The 17,289-nt window shown below is 60.0% G+C and carries 15 protein-coding genes; 8 read left to right on the top strand and 7 right to left on the bottom strand.

The window, feature by feature from the left end:
- The first annotated feature begins 38 nt into the window (after positions 1-38).
- Both nudE and cysQ read left to right on the top strand, forming a co-directional pair.
- Positions 39-605, top strand: a complete 567-nt coding sequence (gene nudE / locus ACI2KB_RS13495) for an ADP compounds hydrolase NudE (RefSeq protein ID WP_404635236.1) — start codon at positions 39-41, stop codon at positions 603-605.
- Complete coding sequence (gene cysQ, locus ACI2KB_RS13490; RefSeq protein ID WP_404635234.1) at positions 602-1,450, top strand: 3'(2'),5'-bisphosphate nucleotidase CysQ; 849 nt, start codon at positions 602-604, stop codon at positions 1,448-1,450. The genes nudE and cysQ overlap by 4 nt, the downstream gene beginning before the upstream one ends.
- A 149-nt stretch (positions 1,451-1,599) precedes the next feature.
- Here the strand turns inward: cysQ and ACI2KB_RS13485 are convergent, their stop codons facing one another.
- The 7 genes from ACI2KB_RS13485 to rfbB all read right to left on the bottom strand — a co-directional run bounded on the left by ACI2KB_RS13485 (position 1,600) and on the right by rfbB (position 8,762).
- Positions 1,600-2,070, bottom strand: coding sequence for a YiiD C-terminal domain-containing protein (locus tag ACI2KB_RS13485; protein WP_404635232.1), 471 nt, complete (start codon positions 2,068-2,070; stop codon positions 1,600-1,602).
- Positions 2,057-3,436 carry a sigma-54-dependent transcriptional regulator gene (locus ACI2KB_RS13480; protein WP_404635230.1) on the bottom strand — a complete coding sequence of 460 codons (1,380 nt, stop codon included), beginning with the start codon at positions 3,434-3,436 and terminating at the stop codon, positions 2,057-2,059. The genes ACI2KB_RS13485 and ACI2KB_RS13480 overlap by 14 nt, the downstream gene beginning before the upstream one ends.
- The gene (locus tag ACI2KB_RS13475; RefSeq protein ID WP_404635228.1) at positions 3,433-5,244 is read right to left on the bottom strand and encodes an ATP-binding protein; all 1,812 of its coding nucleotides are present in this window, start codon (positions 5,242-5,244) and stop codon (positions 3,433-3,435) included. Before ACI2KB_RS13475 ends, ACI2KB_RS13480 begins: the two co-directional genes overlap by 4 nt.
- A gap of 131 nt (positions 5,245-5,375) precedes the next feature.
- The gene (gene rfbD, locus ACI2KB_RS13470; protein WP_404635226.1) at positions 5,376-6,272 is read right to left on the bottom strand and encodes a dTDP-4-dehydrorhamnose reductase; all 897 of its coding nucleotides are present in this window, start codon (positions 6,270-6,272) and stop codon (positions 5,376-5,378) included.
- Positions 6,269-6,814 (bottom strand): dTDP-4-dehydrorhamnose 3,5-epimerase, encoded by a 546-nt coding sequence (gene rfbC, locus ACI2KB_RS13465; protein ID WP_404635224.1) that lies wholly within the window; start codon positions 6,812-6,814, stop codon positions 6,269-6,271. The genes rfbD and rfbC overlap by 4 nt, the downstream gene beginning before the upstream one ends.
- The gene (gene rfbA / locus ACI2KB_RS13460; protein ID WP_404635222.1) at positions 6,811-7,686 is read right to left on the bottom strand and encodes a glucose-1-phosphate thymidylyltransferase RfbA; all 876 of its coding nucleotides are present in this window, start codon (positions 7,684-7,686) and stop codon (positions 6,811-6,813) included. The genes rfbC and rfbA overlap by 4 nt, the downstream gene beginning before the upstream one ends.
- On the bottom strand, positions 7,683-8,762 hold the full coding sequence (gene rfbB, locus ACI2KB_RS13455) for a dTDP-glucose 4,6-dehydratase (RefSeq protein ID WP_404635220.1): 1,080 nt from the start codon (positions 8,760-8,762) through the stop codon (positions 7,683-7,685). The genes rfbA and rfbB overlap by 4 nt, the downstream gene beginning before the upstream one ends.
- Positions 8,763-9,040: 278 nt before the next feature.
- Between rfbB and ACI2KB_RS13450 the strand changes: the two genes are divergently transcribed.
- The 6 genes from ACI2KB_RS13450 to ACI2KB_RS13425 all read left to right on the top strand — a co-directional run bounded on the left by ACI2KB_RS13450 (position 9,041) and on the right by ACI2KB_RS13425 (position 17,224).
- Entirely contained in the window at positions 9,041-11,959 is a 2,919-nt protein-coding gene (locus ACI2KB_RS13450; RefSeq protein ID WP_404635218.1) for an aminotransferase, read from the top strand.
- Between the two features lie 267 nt (positions 11,960-12,226).
- The gene (aguB, locus tag ACI2KB_RS13445; RefSeq protein WP_404635216.1) at positions 12,227-13,105 is read left to right on the top strand and encodes an N-carbamoylputrescine amidase; all 879 of its coding nucleotides are present in this window, start codon (positions 12,227-12,229) and stop codon (positions 13,103-13,105) included.
- A gap of 3 nt (positions 13,106-13,108) precedes the next feature.
- Entirely contained in the window at positions 13,109-14,215 is a 1,107-nt protein-coding gene (gene aguA / locus ACI2KB_RS13440) for an agmatine deiminase (protein WP_404635214.1), read from the top strand.
- A gap of 201 nt (positions 14,216-14,416) precedes the next feature.
- Positions 14,417-14,596: a hypothetical protein gene (locus tag ACI2KB_RS13435; protein ID WP_404635212.1), complete on the top strand. Its 180-nt coding sequence runs from the start codon at positions 14,417-14,419 to the stop codon at positions 14,594-14,596.
- Between the two features lie 249 nt (positions 14,597-14,845).
- Positions 14,846-16,114, top strand: coding sequence for an OprD family porin (locus ACI2KB_RS13430; RefSeq protein ID WP_404635210.1), 1,269 nt, complete (start codon positions 14,846-14,848; stop codon positions 16,112-16,114).
- A 336-nt stretch (positions 16,115-16,450) separates the two neighbouring features.
- A complete protein-coding gene (locus ACI2KB_RS13425) occupies positions 16,451-17,224 on the top strand; it encodes an AraC family transcriptional regulator (protein ID WP_404635690.1) in 774 nt (257 codons plus the stop codon).
- Positions 17,225-17,289: the final 65 nt, after the last annotated feature.

The following is a 17,289-nucleotide window of genomic DNA, read 5'->3' as shown; positions in this document are numbered from 1 at the left end:
CCACGGTATAGTAACCCGTCTACGCCAAGGAGCTTGTCATGCGCCAGAAACCTACCGTTCTCGCCCGGGAAATCGTCGCGAGCAGCCGCCTTTTTCGTGTCGAGGAAGTGCAATTGCGCTTTTCCAACGGCGTCGAGCGTGTTTATGAGCGCTTGGTCGGACGTGGTAACGGGTATGGCGCGGTGATGATCGTGGCCATGCTGGACGCCGATCATGCGGTGCTGGTGGAAGAATATTGCGGTGGCACCGATGCCTACGAGCTTTCATTGCCCAAAGGTCTGGTCGAACCTGGCGAGGATGTGCTGGCTGCGGCCAACCGTGAACTCAAGGAAGAGGCTGGATTTGGCGCGCGCAACCTTGAACACCTGACGGAGCTGTCACTGTCGCCGGGTTACATGAGCCAGAAAATTCAGGTGGTGCTGGCAACTGATCTGTATGAAGAGCGTCTGGAAGGCGATGAGCCTGAGCCGATGCGTGTGGACAAGGTGAACCTGCGCGAGCTGTCGAGTCTGGCGCAACACCCTCAATTTTCTGAAGGTCGAGCGCTGGCGGCGTTGTATCTGGCGCGAGATCTTTTGACCCAACGCGGAGCCTTTCAGCCATGACCGGTGTGTTTGCAGATTTGCCTCATCCGTTGCTGGCGCCCGTCATTGCGCTGTGCCGCCAGGCGGGCAAGGTTATTCTTCCGTTCTGGCGCTCTGGCGTTGAAGTGACCTCCAAATCCGATAACTCGCCAGTCACTGCGGCGGATCTGGCCGCACACGAAGTGCTGGTCTCGGGCCTGAAAGCGCTGGACCCGAGCATTCATATTCTTTCCGAAGAAGACGCCAACATTCCGCTGAGCGAGCGCAGCCAGTGGCAACGCTGGTGGCTGGTGGATCCGCTGGATGGCACCAAAGAGTTCATTTCCGGCAGCGAGGAATTCACGGTCAATGTCGCGCTGATCGAAAACGGTCGCGTGGTATTCGGTGTGGTGTCGATGCCGACCAATGACCGTTGCTACTTCGGTGGTGCGGGATTGGGGGCGTGGCGCAGCGATGCTGTCGATCATATTCAGCCGATTAGCGCGCGTAACCAGCCTGGCGACGGTGAGCCGTTTACCGTGGTGGCCAGTCGTCGTCATTCCAGTCCGGAGCAAGAGGCGCTGCTGGCGGGGCTGTCCTCTGTCGTGGGCGAATTGAAACTGACCAACATTGGCAGCTCGTTGAAGTTCTGTTTATTGGCTGAGGGTTCGGCGGACTGCTACCCACGTCTGGCACCGACCTCTCAGTGGGACACCGCTGCGGCGCAAGGCGTGTTGGAAGGCGCGGGTGGCGTGGTGTTGAATCTGGCGGGCGAGACGTTCGATTACCCAGCCAGAGAGTCGCTGTTGAACGGGTTTTTCCTGGCGTTACCGGAGCAGGCGCCGTGGCGTGGGGCGTTGGTTGAGTTGGCGAAATCCCAGTCCTGAATGCGATTCTTGTGTGGGAGCCGCCTTGGTGGCGAAGGCTGTGCCAGGTAGATCTACGGAGACTGACACGGCGCATTCGCCACCAAGGCGGCTCCTACAGGTAAAGCGTTTACAGGAACCTTTACGCAGGCCGCAAAATGGCAGTGCGGTCAACGATGCAACACATACTGCCCGACAAACTCTACCGCCGCCTCTTCCGATCCTTCAGCCACAATCCGCGTATTCAACGCCAACCTCGCACGCCCGCGTCGCTGGTATAGCTTCACGAACTTGTCCCACGTTGCGTCATCTGGCGCATCGCAAATGGCCACGCCGTCGCGCTTAACCGGCAGTGGGTAGCTGATCTGGCCTTCCTGAATCACGATGTGTCCGTCGTCGATCCCCGCTTCTTTCAAGCGCAGATACAACCAGCCCCAGCCTGCTAATACGGCGCCGCAATACAAACTGCCGCCGAACAACGTGCTCTTGTGATTGATGTTTTGCGTCAACGGCAGGCGCAGGCGCAACTGATGGTCGCGCCAACTGATGACCTGCATCCCCATGTCTCGGGTCAGCGGAATGTCTTGGTGCAGCACGTGTTCGAGGTGTTGGGCAGTTGAGCCCGGATCATTCGTTGTCATCAGAACCGCCACCGCTGAAATTCAGGCCATGCTTGCGCAGTTTGTCGTGCAATGTCTTGCGAGGTACGCCCAGGGCTTCGGCCAGGCTGCGTACCGAGCTGTGCGGACGGGTCAGTTCGGCCGCGATCAGCGCGCGTTCGAAGGCTTCCACTTGATCACTCAAACCCCCGGTCGACGACGGCACGTGTTGCGGCGCCGCGCCTTCGAGTTCCAGCTCAAGTCCCAGCGCGAAGCGTTCAGCGGCGTTTTGCAGCTCGCGCACGTTGCCCGGCCAACTGTGGCGCAACAGCATCGCGCGATGCCCCGGTTGCAGTTCGCGACGGGATAAACCATGGCGCAGACTGGCAGCGTCGGCAAAATGCTGGAATAGCACCAAGGCGTCCTCGCCACGTTCGCGCAGCGGCGGGATGCGCAGCGGCGCGACGTTCAGGCGGTAATACAAGTCAGCTCGGAAGCGGCCTTGATCGGCCGCGTGGCGCAAGTCTTCCTTGGTCGCCGCGACGATGCGGATATCCAGCGGAATCTGCTGGTTGGCGCCCAGACGTTCGACCACACGCTCTTGCAGCAGACGCAGCAGTTTGACCTGCACGTCCATGCTCATGCTCTCGATTTCGTCGAGAAACAGCGTGCCGCCATTGGCGAATTCGAACTTGCCGATACGCCGTTTCTGCGCCCCGGTGAACGCGCCGGGTTCGTGACCAAACAGCTCACTCTCGACCACCGACTCGGCCAGCGCCCCGGCGTTGATTGCCACAAACGGACCATTACGACGGCTCGACAGATCATGCAGGGCGCGGGCGACCACTTCTTTGCCCGCCCCGGTTTCACCGAGGATCAACACATCGGCCTTGGTCGCGGCCAGCGCGCCAATCTGATCGCGCAGGCGCTGGATTGGCGCTGAAAGCCCTACCAGCCGGGCGCTCAACTGTTGGCGGTCGCTCAGTTCCATACGCAGGCTGCGGTTGTCCAGCACCAGCCGACGCAGCGCGAGTGCACGGCGAACGCTGTCGAGCAGTGCATCGCTGGCGAAGGGTTTTTCCAGAAAATCGTACGCCCCTGCGCGCATGGCCTGCACTGCCAGAGGGACATCGCCGTGGCCGGTGATCAGCAAGACAGGTAGCTCGGGATCCTGAGCGTGTAACTGATTCAATAGCTCCAGACCGTCGATGCCCGGCATGCGGATATCGCTGACAATCACCCCCGGCCAGTCACGTTCGATACGCGTGGGCAGGCCCTTGGCATCGCTCAGCGGCAGGATTTTCAGGCCAGCCAGATCCAGCGTCTGGCTCAGGGCCTGACGCAGATGCGGGTCGTCGTCGATCAGCACCACCTGAATGCGGCTGTCGATGGCGGTCTCCGTGGTCATGCAGATAGATCCTCCGGCGGTTGAAGACTGACTCCTGAAGCGGCTGTGCGCATGCGCAATGTCAGCAATGCGCCGCCTTCGGGATGGTTGGCGAACAGCAACTCTCCCCCCAGGGCGCGCATCAGGGTATCGCAGATCGCAAGGCCCAGCCCGAGGCCTTGCGTCCGGGTTTTGGTCGTGAAGAACGGCTCGCGCGCGTGCTCCAACGCCTCGCGGGAGAAGCCGGGGCCGTTGTCGCGAATGTACAGGTTGACGCCTTCGGCGTTGTGCTCGGCACTGATCCACAATTTGCGCGGCGGACCTTTTTCGGTCAGCGCATCCAGCGCGTTCGCCAGCAGATTGCCCAGCACCTGACGCAAACGGGTCTCACCTGCCTGCACCCAGAGGGTGGCATCCGGCATGTCACGAATCAGCTCGACGTCCATGGCGCGACGGCGTTTGGCGAGTAACGCCAGCGCATCGTCCAGCGCCGGTTGCAGGGCCACGCTTTCGGGGGCGTGGCGGTCGCGGCGGGCGAAGGCGCGCAGGTGCGCGATGATCGAGGCCATGCGCCCGGTCAACTCGCTGATCAGTTTGAGGTTGCCGCGCGCATCGTCGGTGCGCTGATGATCGAGGAGGATTTCGGCGTTTTCCGCGTAGCTGCGAATGGCGGCCAGCGGCTGGTTGAGTTCATGGCTGATGCTGGCCGACATCGTGCCCAGTGCTGACAGTTTGCCCGCCTGAACCAGCTCATCCTGCGCGCGAAACAGCTCTTGCTGTGCGTGTTCGCGCTCCAGCACTTCTTGGCGCAACCGCCTGTTCAACCCCTCAAGATCGCTGGTGCGCTCAACCACCCGCGCTTCCAGTTCGCGTCGTGCCTTACCTTCGAAGTGGATGCGATCCAGATAGTGTCGACGGCGCTGCATCATGATCCCCAGCAGCAGCATCAGCACCAGAAGCGTCGCGCCGCCAATGGCCACGACCGTGCGCACGGGCCGGGATACCAGCACTTTGGGCGCCAGAATGTTCACGCTCCAGCCGGTTTCGTCGATCTGTTGGGTCTGTGTCAGCCAGCCGTTTTCGTCGAGCTGCAAGGGTCTTGGGTCGCGGGTCGGATAGGGCTGGATCGCGACGATGGCCTGCTTTTCCTCTTCGCTGAGCGGGCGTGTGGCGCGGAATCGCCAGTTGGGATTCGAGGTCAGGATGACCACGCCGTTGTGGTCGGTCACCAGCAATTGTTCGGGTGTCTTGCCCCAGAGGGTTTCGGTCAGGTCCAGATCGACTTTGACCACCAGCACGCCGATCACGGTGTTGCCATCTCGTACCGCTGCCGCGAAGAAATAGCCGCGCTTGGCCGAGGTGGTGCCCAGTCCGAAGAACCGCCCCAGATTTCCGGCCATGGCGTTACTGAAATAGGGGCGAAACGCGAAGTTGCGGCCAACAAAGCTGTCGCGCTTGTCCCAGTTGGACGCGGCGAGGGTGTCGCCGTTGGGCGCCATCAGGTAGATGACTTCCGCCCCCGTCTGGCGAGCGGTGTTCATCAATAGCTGATTGGCCTGATCTTGAGTCTGTTTGTCCTGCGGGTTGGCCAGCATGGCGCGCAGTCCGGGCAGGTCACCAAGAATTTGCGGCAACACTTCGTAGCGATGGAGCGTGCCGAGCAGGTTGGCGACGTACAGGTCCAGCGTCTGGCGGTTCTGGCTCAGCAACTCGTTGCGATAGTAATGTTCGGCCAGACGTTCGAGCGGCCACAGCAGCGGCGCGAGGATCAGCGCCAGTAACGCGAGGCTGCGCCAGCGAGGGCGGGGGGGAAGGGAGGTGCTGTTCATCGTATGCGTACGCTGCCGATTTTTATGGTGCCTGCATCGACGTCTCGCAGATGAATTTGCTCCTACAGGTGTTATGCCTTTTCTGTGGGAGCGGATTCATCCGCGAACGATCGCGCAGCGGTCGCAATAGATTACACGCGATTGACCAATCGCTGCTGCGCCAGGCACTCCAGCATTGCGTCCCGCCAGTTTGGCTGGCTGACACCCCACTCCTGTTGCAGACGGCTGCAGTCCAGGCGTGAGTTAAGCGGGCGCTTTGCCGGCGTGGGGTAGGCGCTCGACGGGATGGGTTCGAGGGCCGCGCAAGGCTTGCCTGCTTTGATCAGTTCCTGACCAATCGCTTGCGCGAACCCGAACCACGAGGTCTCGCCCGACGCTGTCAGGTGATAGACGCCCCAAGCGCCGGGCTTGCCGTCACGCCAGCGTTCAATCAGTTCGCGCGTGCTCTGCGCAATCGTACCCGCCCAGGTTGGCGCGCCGATCTGATCAGCGACGACAGTGAGTTTTTCACGCTCTTGCAGCAGACGTTGCATGGTCAGCAGAAAATTGCGCCCCGTCAGTGAGTAGACCCAACTGGTGCGCAGGATCAGGTACTGACCGCCCACCTTGGCAATGGCTTGTTCGCCCGCCAGTTTGCTGCTGCCGTAAACGCCCAGCGGGTGGGGCGTATCGGACTCGTTCCACACGCCCTCTTTGCTGCCGTCGAAGACGTAATCAGTGGAGTAATGGATGAACGGAACGCCCAATGCCTTGGCTTCCTCGGCAAAAACGCCGGGGGCAGTCGCATTGATCGCGTACGCCAGATCCGGCTCGCTTTCGGCCTGATCCACCGCCGTGTGCGCAGCCGCGTTGATGATCAGATCAGGCTTGATCTCGCGCACCACGGCCCGAATCGATTCGGGCTGGCTCAGGTCGAGCTGTTCACGGCCCACGACGATCAACTCGCCCAGCCCGTTCAGGCATTGTTGCAGCGCCAACGAAACCTGGCCGTGCTGCCCGCTGATCAGAATCCGTAATGGCGAACTCACGGGAACAGATCCGCGTCTTTCAGGCTTTTCCCAACCTGATCCTTGGCCGACAGTCTGGGCGCTTCAGTCAGCCCCCAATCGATGGCCAGATCGGGATCGTCCCAGCGAATGCAGCGTTCGGCAGATGGGGTGTAGTAGTCGGTGGTTTTGTACAGAAACTCGGCGTAGTCGCTCAGCACCACGAAGCCGTGAGCAAACCCTGCGGGAATCCAGAGCTGGCGTGCGTTCGCCGCTGACAGTTCGATACCGACCCACTTGCCGAAATGCGGCGAGCTGCGGCGGATGTCCACCGCAATGTCCAGCACGCTGCCCGCAGTGACGCGTACCAGTTTGCCCTGCGGGTTTTCGATCTGATAATGCAGGCCACGCAGCACGCCCTTCTGGGAGCGGGAGTGGTTGTCCTGCACGAATGGGGTCTTGATGCCCGTCGCCTCGGCGAAGGCTCTGGCGTTGAAACTCTCGTAGAAGAAGCCACGCTCATCACCGAACACTTTCGGTTCGATGATCAGGACTTCAGGCAACTCGCTTTCGATGACGTTCACAGACTTTCCCCTGCGACCTTGAACAGATACTGACCGTAGCCGGTCTTGCCAAAGTATTCGGCCCGGGACAGCAGATGTGCCCGGTCGATCCAGCCATTCTGATAGGCGATTTCTTCAAGGCACGCCACTTTCAGGCCTTGACGGTGTTCGATGGTCTGCACGTATTGCGATGCATCCAGCAGGCTGTCGTGAGTGCCGGTATCCAGCCAGGCAAAGCCGCGGCCGAAACGCTCCACGCGCAGGTCGCCACGCTGGAGATAGGCGTTGTTGACGTCGGTGATTTCCAGCTCGCCTCGCGGGGACGGTTTGACGTCCTTGGCAATCTGAATCACTTCGTTGTCGTAGAAATACAGCCCGGTCACCGCATAGCTGGACTTCGGCTTTTTGGGCTTTTCTTCGATGGACAGGGCGTTGCCTTCGCTGTCGAAATCGATCACGCCGAAACGCTCGGGATCCTTGACCCAGTAACCGAACACGGTGGCGCCTGATGTGTTGGAAGCGGCACGCTTGAGCTGATCGCCGAAGTGCTGGCCATGAAAAATGTTGTCGCCCAGGATCAGACAAACGGAGTCATCGCCAATGAATGTCTCGCCGATCAGAAACGCTTGCGCCAGCCCGTCAGGCTTGGGCTGTTCGGCATAGCTGAAGTGCACACCAAACTGGCTGCCGTCACCCAGCAGTGCACGATATTGCGGCAGATCCAGCGGTGTGGAAATGATCAGAATTTCCTTGATACCCGCCAGCATCAGGACCGAGATCGGGTAGTAGATCATCGGCTTGTCATAGATGGGCAGCAGTTGCTTGGAAACGCCAAGGGTAATCGGGTGCAGGCGTGTGCCAGAGCCTCCGGCCAGTACAATTCCTTTGGTCATGCGATCAGATCCTTTATGTGAGTACCCAGGCGTTCGCCCTGATAGCTGCCGTCTTGTACGTTGCGGCACCATTCCATGTTGTCCAGATACCACTGCACGGTTTTGCGCAGTCCGGATTCGAACGTTTCTTCGGGCGTCCAGCCCAGCTCGCGCTCGATCTTGCTGGCGTCGATGGCGTAGCGCATATCATGGCCCGGACGGTCGGTCACATAGGTGATCAAATCAGCGTAGTGAGCCACGCCTTTGCGCTGTTCGGGTGCCAGCTCTTCGAGCAGGGCACAGATGCCGCGCACGACGTCGATGTTCTTCTGCTCGTTGTGGCCACCGATGTTGTAGGTCTCACCCACCTTGCCCTCGGTCACGACCTTGAGCAGCGCGCGGGCGTGGTCTTCAACGAACAGCCAGTCGCGTACTTGCAGGCCATTGCCGTACACCGGCAGTGGTTTACCCGCGAGGGCATTGAGAATGACCAGCGGGATCAGCTTTTCCGGGAAGTGGAACGGGCCGTAATTGTTCGAGCAGTTGGTGACGACGACCGGCAGGCCGTAGGTGCGCTGCCAGGCGCGGACCAGGTGGTCAGACGCGGCTTTGCTGGCCGAGTATGGCGAGCTGGGGGCATACGGCGTGGTTTCGGTGAACAGGTCGTCGACGCCGTGCAGGTCGCCGTACACTTCGTCTGTGGAAATGTGATGGAAACGAAACGCCGCGCGCTCGGCTTCCGGCAGCCCCTGCCAATAGCCACGGGTTGCTTCGAGCAGGCTGTAGGTACCGACGATGTTGGTCTGGATGAATTCCGACGGGCCATCAATGGAGCGGTCAACGTGGGATTCAGCGGCCAGATGCATGATGGCATCTGGCTTGAAGCGTGCGAGCACTTTGCTGACCGCAGCCTGATCGACGATGTCCTGCTGAACGAACTCGTATCGGGTATTGGTGACAATGCTTTGCAGCGATTCAAGATTGCCCGCGTACGTCAGTTTGTCGACATTCAGTACGTCATGGTCGGTGTTGTTGATCAAATGGCGGATCAATGCAGAGCCAATAAAACCGGCGCCACCGGTGACAAGTATTCGCATGGAGAGACCTTCTTCCCTGGCAGGACGTCGAGATAACAATGCACAGCTTGAGGGGGAGTGGCGGCGCGCGCAAGGCGCAAACCACCCAGAGGCAATGAATATAATTGATTGCGGGATCGTTGGCGCGTCATAAAACCGCCGCAACTGTTTCATCTGCCTAACGGTCGCGCTATCCATCTATTGTTATGAGTGTTTTCGCCCGTGCTGCGAGACAGGGTTGCGCATGTGCGTGGCAACTGGCGATATTGCAGCCCACCTCCACCCGTTGAGACCTTCTCATGCCGCTCGCCACCCTGATTCGTCGATCCAGCTTGCCATGCCCAGAAGTGACCTCTGCCCAGGCCGCTGAACTGTTGCTGACGCATTACGGCATGGCGGGGGCCTTGAAGGAGTTGGGGAGCCATCAGGACCGTAATTTCCTGCTCGATACCGGTGATGGACGGCGCTTCGTGTTGAAGATTTGCCATGGCGACTATTCGGTTGTCGAGTTGCAGGCCCAGCATGCTGCGCTTCGACATCTGGCAAGCCATTCCGAAGTTCGTGTGCCTGCCGTGATACAGGCGCTCAACGGTGCTGACCTGCTTTCTGTCGACGTGGGCGGCCAAGGGATTCATGCGCGTCTGCTGGAATTCATTGACGGTCAGTCCATCGCCCATGTCGAGCATTTGAGTCGGCAAGTGGTCACCGGATTGGCCGAGCTGTGCGCACGCGTCGATGTGGCATTGGCTGACTTCTCGCATCCGGGGCTTGAGCGCATTTTGCAATGGGACCCGCGCCATGCGCGTGCGCTGGTCAAACATTTGCTTCCGGTCATTACTGACCCGCACGCGCAGGCGTGTATCGACAAGGCGGCCACAGAGGCTCATTCACGATTGCTGCCGCTGATCGCAGCGCTGCCTGTTCAGGCCATTCATCTGGACATCACGGAGTACAACGTGGTCTGGGCGCGGGATGCTCACGCCATGTGGCAACTGCAAGGGCTGATCGATTTCGGCGATCTGGTCAGCACCTGGCGCATTGCCGACCTGTCCGTCACGTGCGCCGCGCTGTTGCATCACGCCGACGGGGATCCGCTCTACATCCTGCACGCGGTTCAGGCCTATCACGCGATCAATCCGCTGCGCGTCGAAGAGCTCAAGGCCTTATGGCCGTTGATCGTTGCGCGTTCGGCAGTGTTGGTGCTCAGCAGCGAGCAGCAGGCGAGCATCGAACCGGGCAACGCCTATATTCAGGCCAACCTTGCCAGCGAGTGGAACATTTTCGATGTGGCGACTTCAGTGCCCATGGCCTTGATGGAGGCCGCCATCCTGGACTCCGTGGGTTTGCTGGAACGTCAGCCTCGTGACCGAGTGCTTTCCCCGATGCTGCCAAGCTTGCGAGGAAAAGCATTCACAATCGTCGATCTTGGCGTGCTCAGTGAACATTTCGAAGCGGGCAACTGGGAGCAAAGCGACATCGATGAACGTCTGCTCAAAGACGCCGCACAGCATGACGGTCTGGCAGCCAGTCGTTATGGCGAGTATCGGTTGTCCAGAACACTGCCCGACAGCGCTCGTGAACCGGAGACCTTTGCGTTGCACGTGGAGTTGCAGATTCCTCACGGGACGGTCGTCCATGCGCCGTTTCATGGCTCCCTGCGACACGCCGCTGACGGCGCGCTGACTGTGGAAGGTGACCAGTTGACGCTGCGGTTGTGGGGTGTGCGTTCGGATTTCGATTCGGGTGTCGAATTCGCAGCGGGTGACGTCATCGGCCAAGGGGGTGGCTCGCTGATCGTGCAACTGTGCACTGAGCGTGATGTCAGCCCACCGCTGTTCACGATCCCGTCGCGTGCCGCTGCATGGCGGGCGTTGTGCCCTTCGCCAGCGGTACTTCTGGGATTTGATTGCGACGCGCCTGAGCCTGTTAACGCGGTAGATTTGCTGGCCCGTCGCGATGCCAGTTTTGCCCGCTCCCAGAAGCATTACTATCAGACGCCGCCGCAGATCGAGCGCGGCTGGCGCAATCATCTGATCGACGTGCAGGGCCGATCCTATCTGGACATGCTCAATAACGTCGCCGTGTTGGGCCATGGCCATCCGCGTATGGCGCAGGTCGCCGCGCGGCAGTGGTCGTTGCTCAATACCAATTCACGCTTTCACTATGCAGCCATCGCCGAGTTCTCCGAGCGCCTGCTCAAACTCGCGCCAGCGGGCATGGATCGGGTGTTTCTGGTCAACAGCGGGACAGAGGCGAATGATCTGGCGATTCGTCTGGCGTGGGCCTACAGCGGCGGGCGCGATGTCCTGAGTGTACTGGAGGCGTATCACGGCTGGTCAGTGGCGACCGATGCGATCTCGACCTCCATCGCCGATAACCCGCAAGCACTCAGCACCCGGCCAGACTGGGTGCACCCCGTGGTGGCGCCGAATACCTATCGCGGCGAGGCCCGTGGCAGCGACAGTACGCCGTTTTACCTGAAAAGCGTCGATGCGCATCTTGCGCGGCTCAGCGAGCAAGGTCGCCAACTGGCGGGGTTTATCTGCGAGCCGGTGTACGGCAACGCGGGCGGGATTTCGCTGCCGCCGGGCTATCTGCGCGAGGTGTATCAGAAAGTTCGAGCGCAGGGCGGCGTGTGTATCGCCGACGAGGTGCAGGTCGGTTATGGCCGCCTTGGGCACTATTTCTGGGGCTTCGAAGAGCAAGGCGTGGTGCCGGACATCATCACCATGGCCAAGGGCATGGGTAACGGCCATCCGCTGGGCGCGGTCATCACTCGCCGGGAAATTGCCGAGGCGCTGGAGGCTGAGGGGTATTTCTTCTCGTCGTCGGGTGGCAGCCCTGTGAGCTGTCAGATCGGCATGGCCGTGCTGGATGTAATGGAAGAAGAAAAGCTGTGGGAAAACGCCCAGGTGGTGGGCGGCTATTTCAAGGAGCGCCTGCTGGCGCTGATCGACAAACATCCGTTGGTCGGTGCGGCTCACGGCTCCGGCTTCTATCTGGGGCTGGAACTTGTGCGCAATCGCGAGACGCTGGAACCTGCGACCGAGGAAACCACCTACCTGTGTGATCGCCTGCGCGAGCTGGGCATCTTCATGCAACCCACGGGGGATTACCTGAACATCCTCAAGATCAAACCGCCGATGGTGACCACGCGGCGAAGCGTGGATTTCTTTGTCGACAGCGTTTCGAAGGTGCTGAGCGAGCTGGAAGGCTGATGGGTGCCCCGGGTGATATCCGGTAGTGCGAGATCCCCCTGTAGGAGCGTTCGAGCAGCGCGAGGCCGTTCGCGGCCTGGCATAGCTCGTGCGCTCCTACAGGGAAGGGCTAAATTCAGATTAATATCGGCTACCTGTAACGGTATTAATCTTTTTCTGAGGCTTTATGCTTTTAAGTCGGATATTTATCGGCTATAAAGACGGCCAGATTGTCATCGCTCGTCTGTCAGGATGAGTCGCCTTTTGCATCTGCCGCCGGAGCATCAAATGAGCCGTATCGTCACTGTCGCTGCTACTCAAATGGCCTGTTCATGGGACTTGGAAGCCAACATCGAAAACGCTGAAAGGCTGGTCCGCGAGGCGGCAGGCAAGGGGGCGCAGATCATCCTGATTCAAGAGCTGTTCGAAGCGCCGTACTTCTGCCAGAAACCCAACCCCGACTACCTGCACCTGGCCACGTCCGTTGAAAGCAACGTGGCGATCGCGCATTTCCAGAAGGTCGCCAAAGAGCTGCAAGTGGTACTGCCGATCAGCTTTTACGAACGGGCGGGGCGTGCGCGCTTCAACAGCATCGCGATCATCGACGCGGACGGGAGCAACCTGGGAATCTATCGGAAAAGCCACATTCCGGACGGCCCCGGCTATCACGAAAAGTACTACTTCAATCCGGGGGATACCGGGTTCAAGGTCTGGAATACGCGCTACGCGAAAATCGGCGTTGGCATCTGCTGGGACCAATGGTTTCCGGAGTGCGCCCGCAGCATGGCGTTGCTGGGGGCTGAGATCCTGTTCTACCCGACGGCCATCGGCAGCGAGCCGCATGACAAGACCATCAGTTCCCGCGATCACTGGCAGCGGGTGCAACAAGGCCACGCAGGCGCTAACCTGATGCCTTTGGTCGCCAGCAACCGTATTGGCCGCGAAGAGCAAGACGGTTACGACATCACTTTTTACGGCTCCTCATTTATTGCCAATCAGTTTGGCGAGAAGGTCGAAGAGCTCAATCAAACCGAGGAAGGCGTGCTGGTGCACCGCTTCGACCTCGATGAACTGGAACACATCCGCAGTGCCTGGGGCACTTTCCGTGATCGCCGTCCCAACCTGTACGGCCCACTCAAAACCCTCGATGGTTCACTGGAGTCCTGATCAATGACCACACTCAACAGCACACCCCGCGCCGACGGCTTTCACATGCCCGCCGAATGGGCGCCACACACCCAGACCTGGATGGTCTGGCCCGAACGCCCTGACAACTGGCGTCTGGGTGGCAAACCGGTGCAGACCGCGCATGTGGCCGTCGCCAAAGCCATTGCCCGCTTCGAGCCGGTGACCGTGGCTGTTTCCGCTGCCCAGTACGACAACGCTCGCGCGCGTCTGGACGTGCCGAACATTCGTGTCGTCGAGATCAGCAACGACGACGCCTGGGTGCGTGACACCGGGCCGACCTTCGTGATCAATGATGGCGGCGAAGTGCGCGGCGTGGATTGGGGGTTCAACGCGTGGGGCGGTTTCGACGGCGGTCTGTACTCGCCATGGAATCTGGACGCCGCGCTGGCCAGTAAGGTGCTGGAAATCGAGCGCTGCCCGCGTTACGTCACTGAAAGCTTCGTGCTGGAAGGTGGCTCGATTCATGTCGATGGCGAAGGCACGCTGATCACCACTGAAGAATGCTTGCTCAATCGCAACCGCAATCCGCACCTGTCTCGCGAAGAGATCGAGGCTGTGCTGCGTGACCACTTGTCGGTGGAGAAGATCATCTGGCTGCCGGATGGCCTGTACAACGACGAAACCGACGGTCATGTGGACAACTTCTGTTGCTATGTGCGCCCCGGCGAGGTGCTGCTGGCCTGGACCGATGATCCGCAAGACCCCAACTTCCCGCGTTGCCAGGCGGCGATGGCGGTCCTGCAAAACGCGCGAGACGCCAAAGGCCGACCGTTCGTCGTCCACAAAATGCCGATTCCGGGGCCATTGTTCGCTACGGAAGAAGAATGTGCGGGCGTTGATCAGGTGCATGGCAGTCAGGAACGCAACCCTTCGGTGCGCCTCGCTGGATCATATGTGAATTTCCTGATCGTCAACGGCGGCATCATTGCCCCCAGTTTCGACGATCCACTGGACGAAACCGCCCGTGAAATCCTGCAACGCCTGTTCCCGGAACATGAAGTGGTCATGGTTCCGGGTCGCGAGCTGCTGTTAGGCGGCGGCAACATTCATTGCCTGACTCAGCAACAACCGGCGCCTCATCGCCGCTGAGTTGGTTCGTTTCTTGCTTTCATCAAAGCCCATCGGACGATGGGCTTTTTTGTGGGTAGCGATTTCTCGTTTACCTGTCCGAAAGGTCTGCGCAGTTATCTAAACGGTTACCGCATTCGTCCGTCTGTAACAAAAGATCCGTAGATTTCGCAGTCCAAGACGCAAGAGGTTATCCCTATGAACGCAGGTCAGGAGTCACGCGTGACTCGAGGTTTGTCTGCGAGCAATGAAGCACGGCAGATGATGGCGGACTGGTTACGGATAACCCAGGCTCAGAAAACCCAGGCACCGGATTACCGGGCGATGTTGACCCAGCGCTACCCCTCAGGCCTGATCAATGACGCAGAGCTGGAAGCGTTGTTGGGCATCCTGCATAACTGAATCGACAGGCTTCTCCCAGGTCTGGGGAGGCCTTTTCGCGGGTCGGTTTGGCGTTCATCAAATTGACACCCTTGTATGCCGCCGCTAGCATTCGCGATTCAACCGCCTGTGGCCTAGCGCCATGTACGTGCATCAGTAGTCCACTGCGATGATTTCGTGCGGGCTTCCGGGACAATGTCTGGGGAGACGCAATGACCTGTCCGGGTTTTTGCCACAGCGCGAGATCAATCTGCACACAAGGACAACAAGATGAAACAGCGTATCGGCTTGCTCGCTCTGGGCATCTTCGCCGCCAGCCATGCCATGGCAGACGGGCAGGCAGACTCCAACGGCTTCGTTGAAGACAGCAGCCTGAAGGTCAATCTGCGTAACGCCTACATCAGCCGTGACTATAAAGGCGGGCCTGAAGACCGCGCCGAGTGGGGTCAGGCGTTCATGGCCAACTACTCCTCCGGTTTCACTCAGGGCACCGTCGGTGTCGGTGTTGACGCATTCGGTCTGTACGCTGTTCGTCTGGACGGCGGCAAAGGCAAAAGTGGTGCCGGTGGCATCGACTTCTTCAAACAGGACAGCAGTGGTCATGCTGCTGACGACCTGCAGCGCTTCGGCGGCGCGGTCAAATTCCGCATCTCCAAGACCGAGCTGAAATACGGCGACATGATGCCGGAGCTGCCAGTCCTGAGCTACGACAACTCGCGTCTGCTGCCGGAAAGCTACACCGGCACCATGATCACTTCCAAAGAGATCAAGGACCTGACACTGGTTGCCGGTCGCTTCACGGCACAGACCCGCAAGAGCGCTGAAGGTCGCGACAGTGGCGACCTGAAGAGCATCAACGTGTACGGCGCCAGCTACAAATTCACCGACGCCTTCAGCGCCGCGTTCTACGGCTCCGACGACGAAGACACGCTGAAGAAGCAGTACGTGAACCTGAACTACGTCTTCGCGCTGCCGCAGGATCAGTCCCTGACCTTTGACTTCAACGGCTACAAGACCAAGCTGGACAAGGACATCGCGGCCGACGACGCCCGCGATAACAAGATCTGGAGCCTGGCGGCCACCTGGGCCACCGGTATCCACTCGTTCACCATCGCGCACCAGCGCAGCACTGGCGAAACCGGCTACAACTACGGCGGCGTGCGCAGCAATGGTGGTTTCAGCGATGGCGGCAACACCATCTACCTGAGCAACTCCTACTGGTCCGACTTCAACGGCAAGGACGAGCGCTCCTGGCAGTTGGGCTACGGCGTGAACCTGTCGACCGTCGTCACTCCAGGCCTGAGCTACAAAGTTGCTTACGTGCGTGGCGACAACATCGACGACGGCACCAACCGTGGCGATGGCGACGAGCGTGAACTGTTCAGCCAACTGACCTACGTGGTTCAGAGCGGCCCGGCCAAAGACCTGTCCCTGCGCCTGCGCAACTCGTGGCTGCGCGTGTCGGACAACGCTTCCAACTACAACGTTGGCGGTAACGAAACCCGTATCTTCATCGATTACCCGATCAACGTTTTCTAATGTTGAACGGCAGTTGAGCTGAAGCTGCAGAGAACGCCCCGGTCGAGAGATCGGGGCGTTTTTTTATGCGTAGGCGATTGCGGTGTTTCAGTCGACCTGGACGTTACTGACCCGACGCATTCGCCACCAAGGCGGCTCCCACAAGAGCCGCGCCGAATACAAACCTTGTGGCAGACGCTGAGCCTGTGGGAGCCGCCTTGGTGGCGAATGCGTAATGTCGGCACCTGACCAATTGAATGACACACTGCGTTCGCCACCGGTGGCGCCTGAAGAGGGCTGTTTCATCGCATGCGTCATCTCGATAACATTGCCGCACACATTTTCATTGGTCACCCCATGGCCCTCGCCGCACCGCCCGACCTCACGAACACCACCGTCCCCGTGCAACGCGTGTCGCGTACCTACCCGCGCGGTCTGTACATCGAGCCTCATGAGCACGACTGGGGGCAGGTGCTGTATGCGATGTCGGGGGTGATGTGGGTCGAGACGCCCGATGAGGCGCTGGTCGTACCGCCGCAGCGTGCTGTGTGGCTGCCACCGGGCGTTTCTCATGGCATTCGGGTGGTGTCGGACCTGGAAATGCGCAACATCTATCTGCGTCCTGAACTGGCGCAGACACTGGAGAGTACGGTTCAGGTCTTCGAAGTCGCGAAGCTGCTGCGCGAGCTGATCGTCAATCTGGTCGCCGAAGAGGACAAGGATTCGGAGTATTACGCTGCGCTGGTCGGCCTGGCCCTGCTGGAGCTCAAGCGCGCCAAGCGTTCGCTGTTGAAGGTGCCAATGCCGGATGACAGTGATCGTCGCCTGATGAATGTCTGCCATGCGGTGATGGTCGAGCCGTCGATCGGCGTTTCGTTCGAGCAGCATGCCGAGAATGCCGGAGCCAGCGTCAGGACGTTATCTCGCTTGTTTCAGAGCGTGCTGGGGATGGGTTTCGCCGAGTGGCGCAGGCAGGTGCAACTGGCGACGGCGGTGGCCGAAATCATTCAGGGCGTGCCCGTCAGCACCATCGCGCGTTCCATGGGCTATTCGCCCAGCAGTTTCAGCGACATGTTTCGTCGTGAGCTGGGGGTGGCGCCTTCGCACTATCCGTTGGGTGAAATGTCGTAACGCTTTACCGCGCACCTGTAGGAGTGAGCTTGCTCGCGATAACAATCTGTCTGTGACGCATGTGT

Source organism: Pseudomonas sp. NPDC088444, assembly GCF_044900175.1.
Lineage (GTDB): Bacteria > Pseudomonadota > Gammaproteobacteria > Pseudomonadales > Pseudomonadaceae > Aquipseudomonas.
The sequence above is the reverse complement of the archived record's forward strand: the minus strand, read 5'-3'. Positions and strand labels throughout refer to the sequence as shown.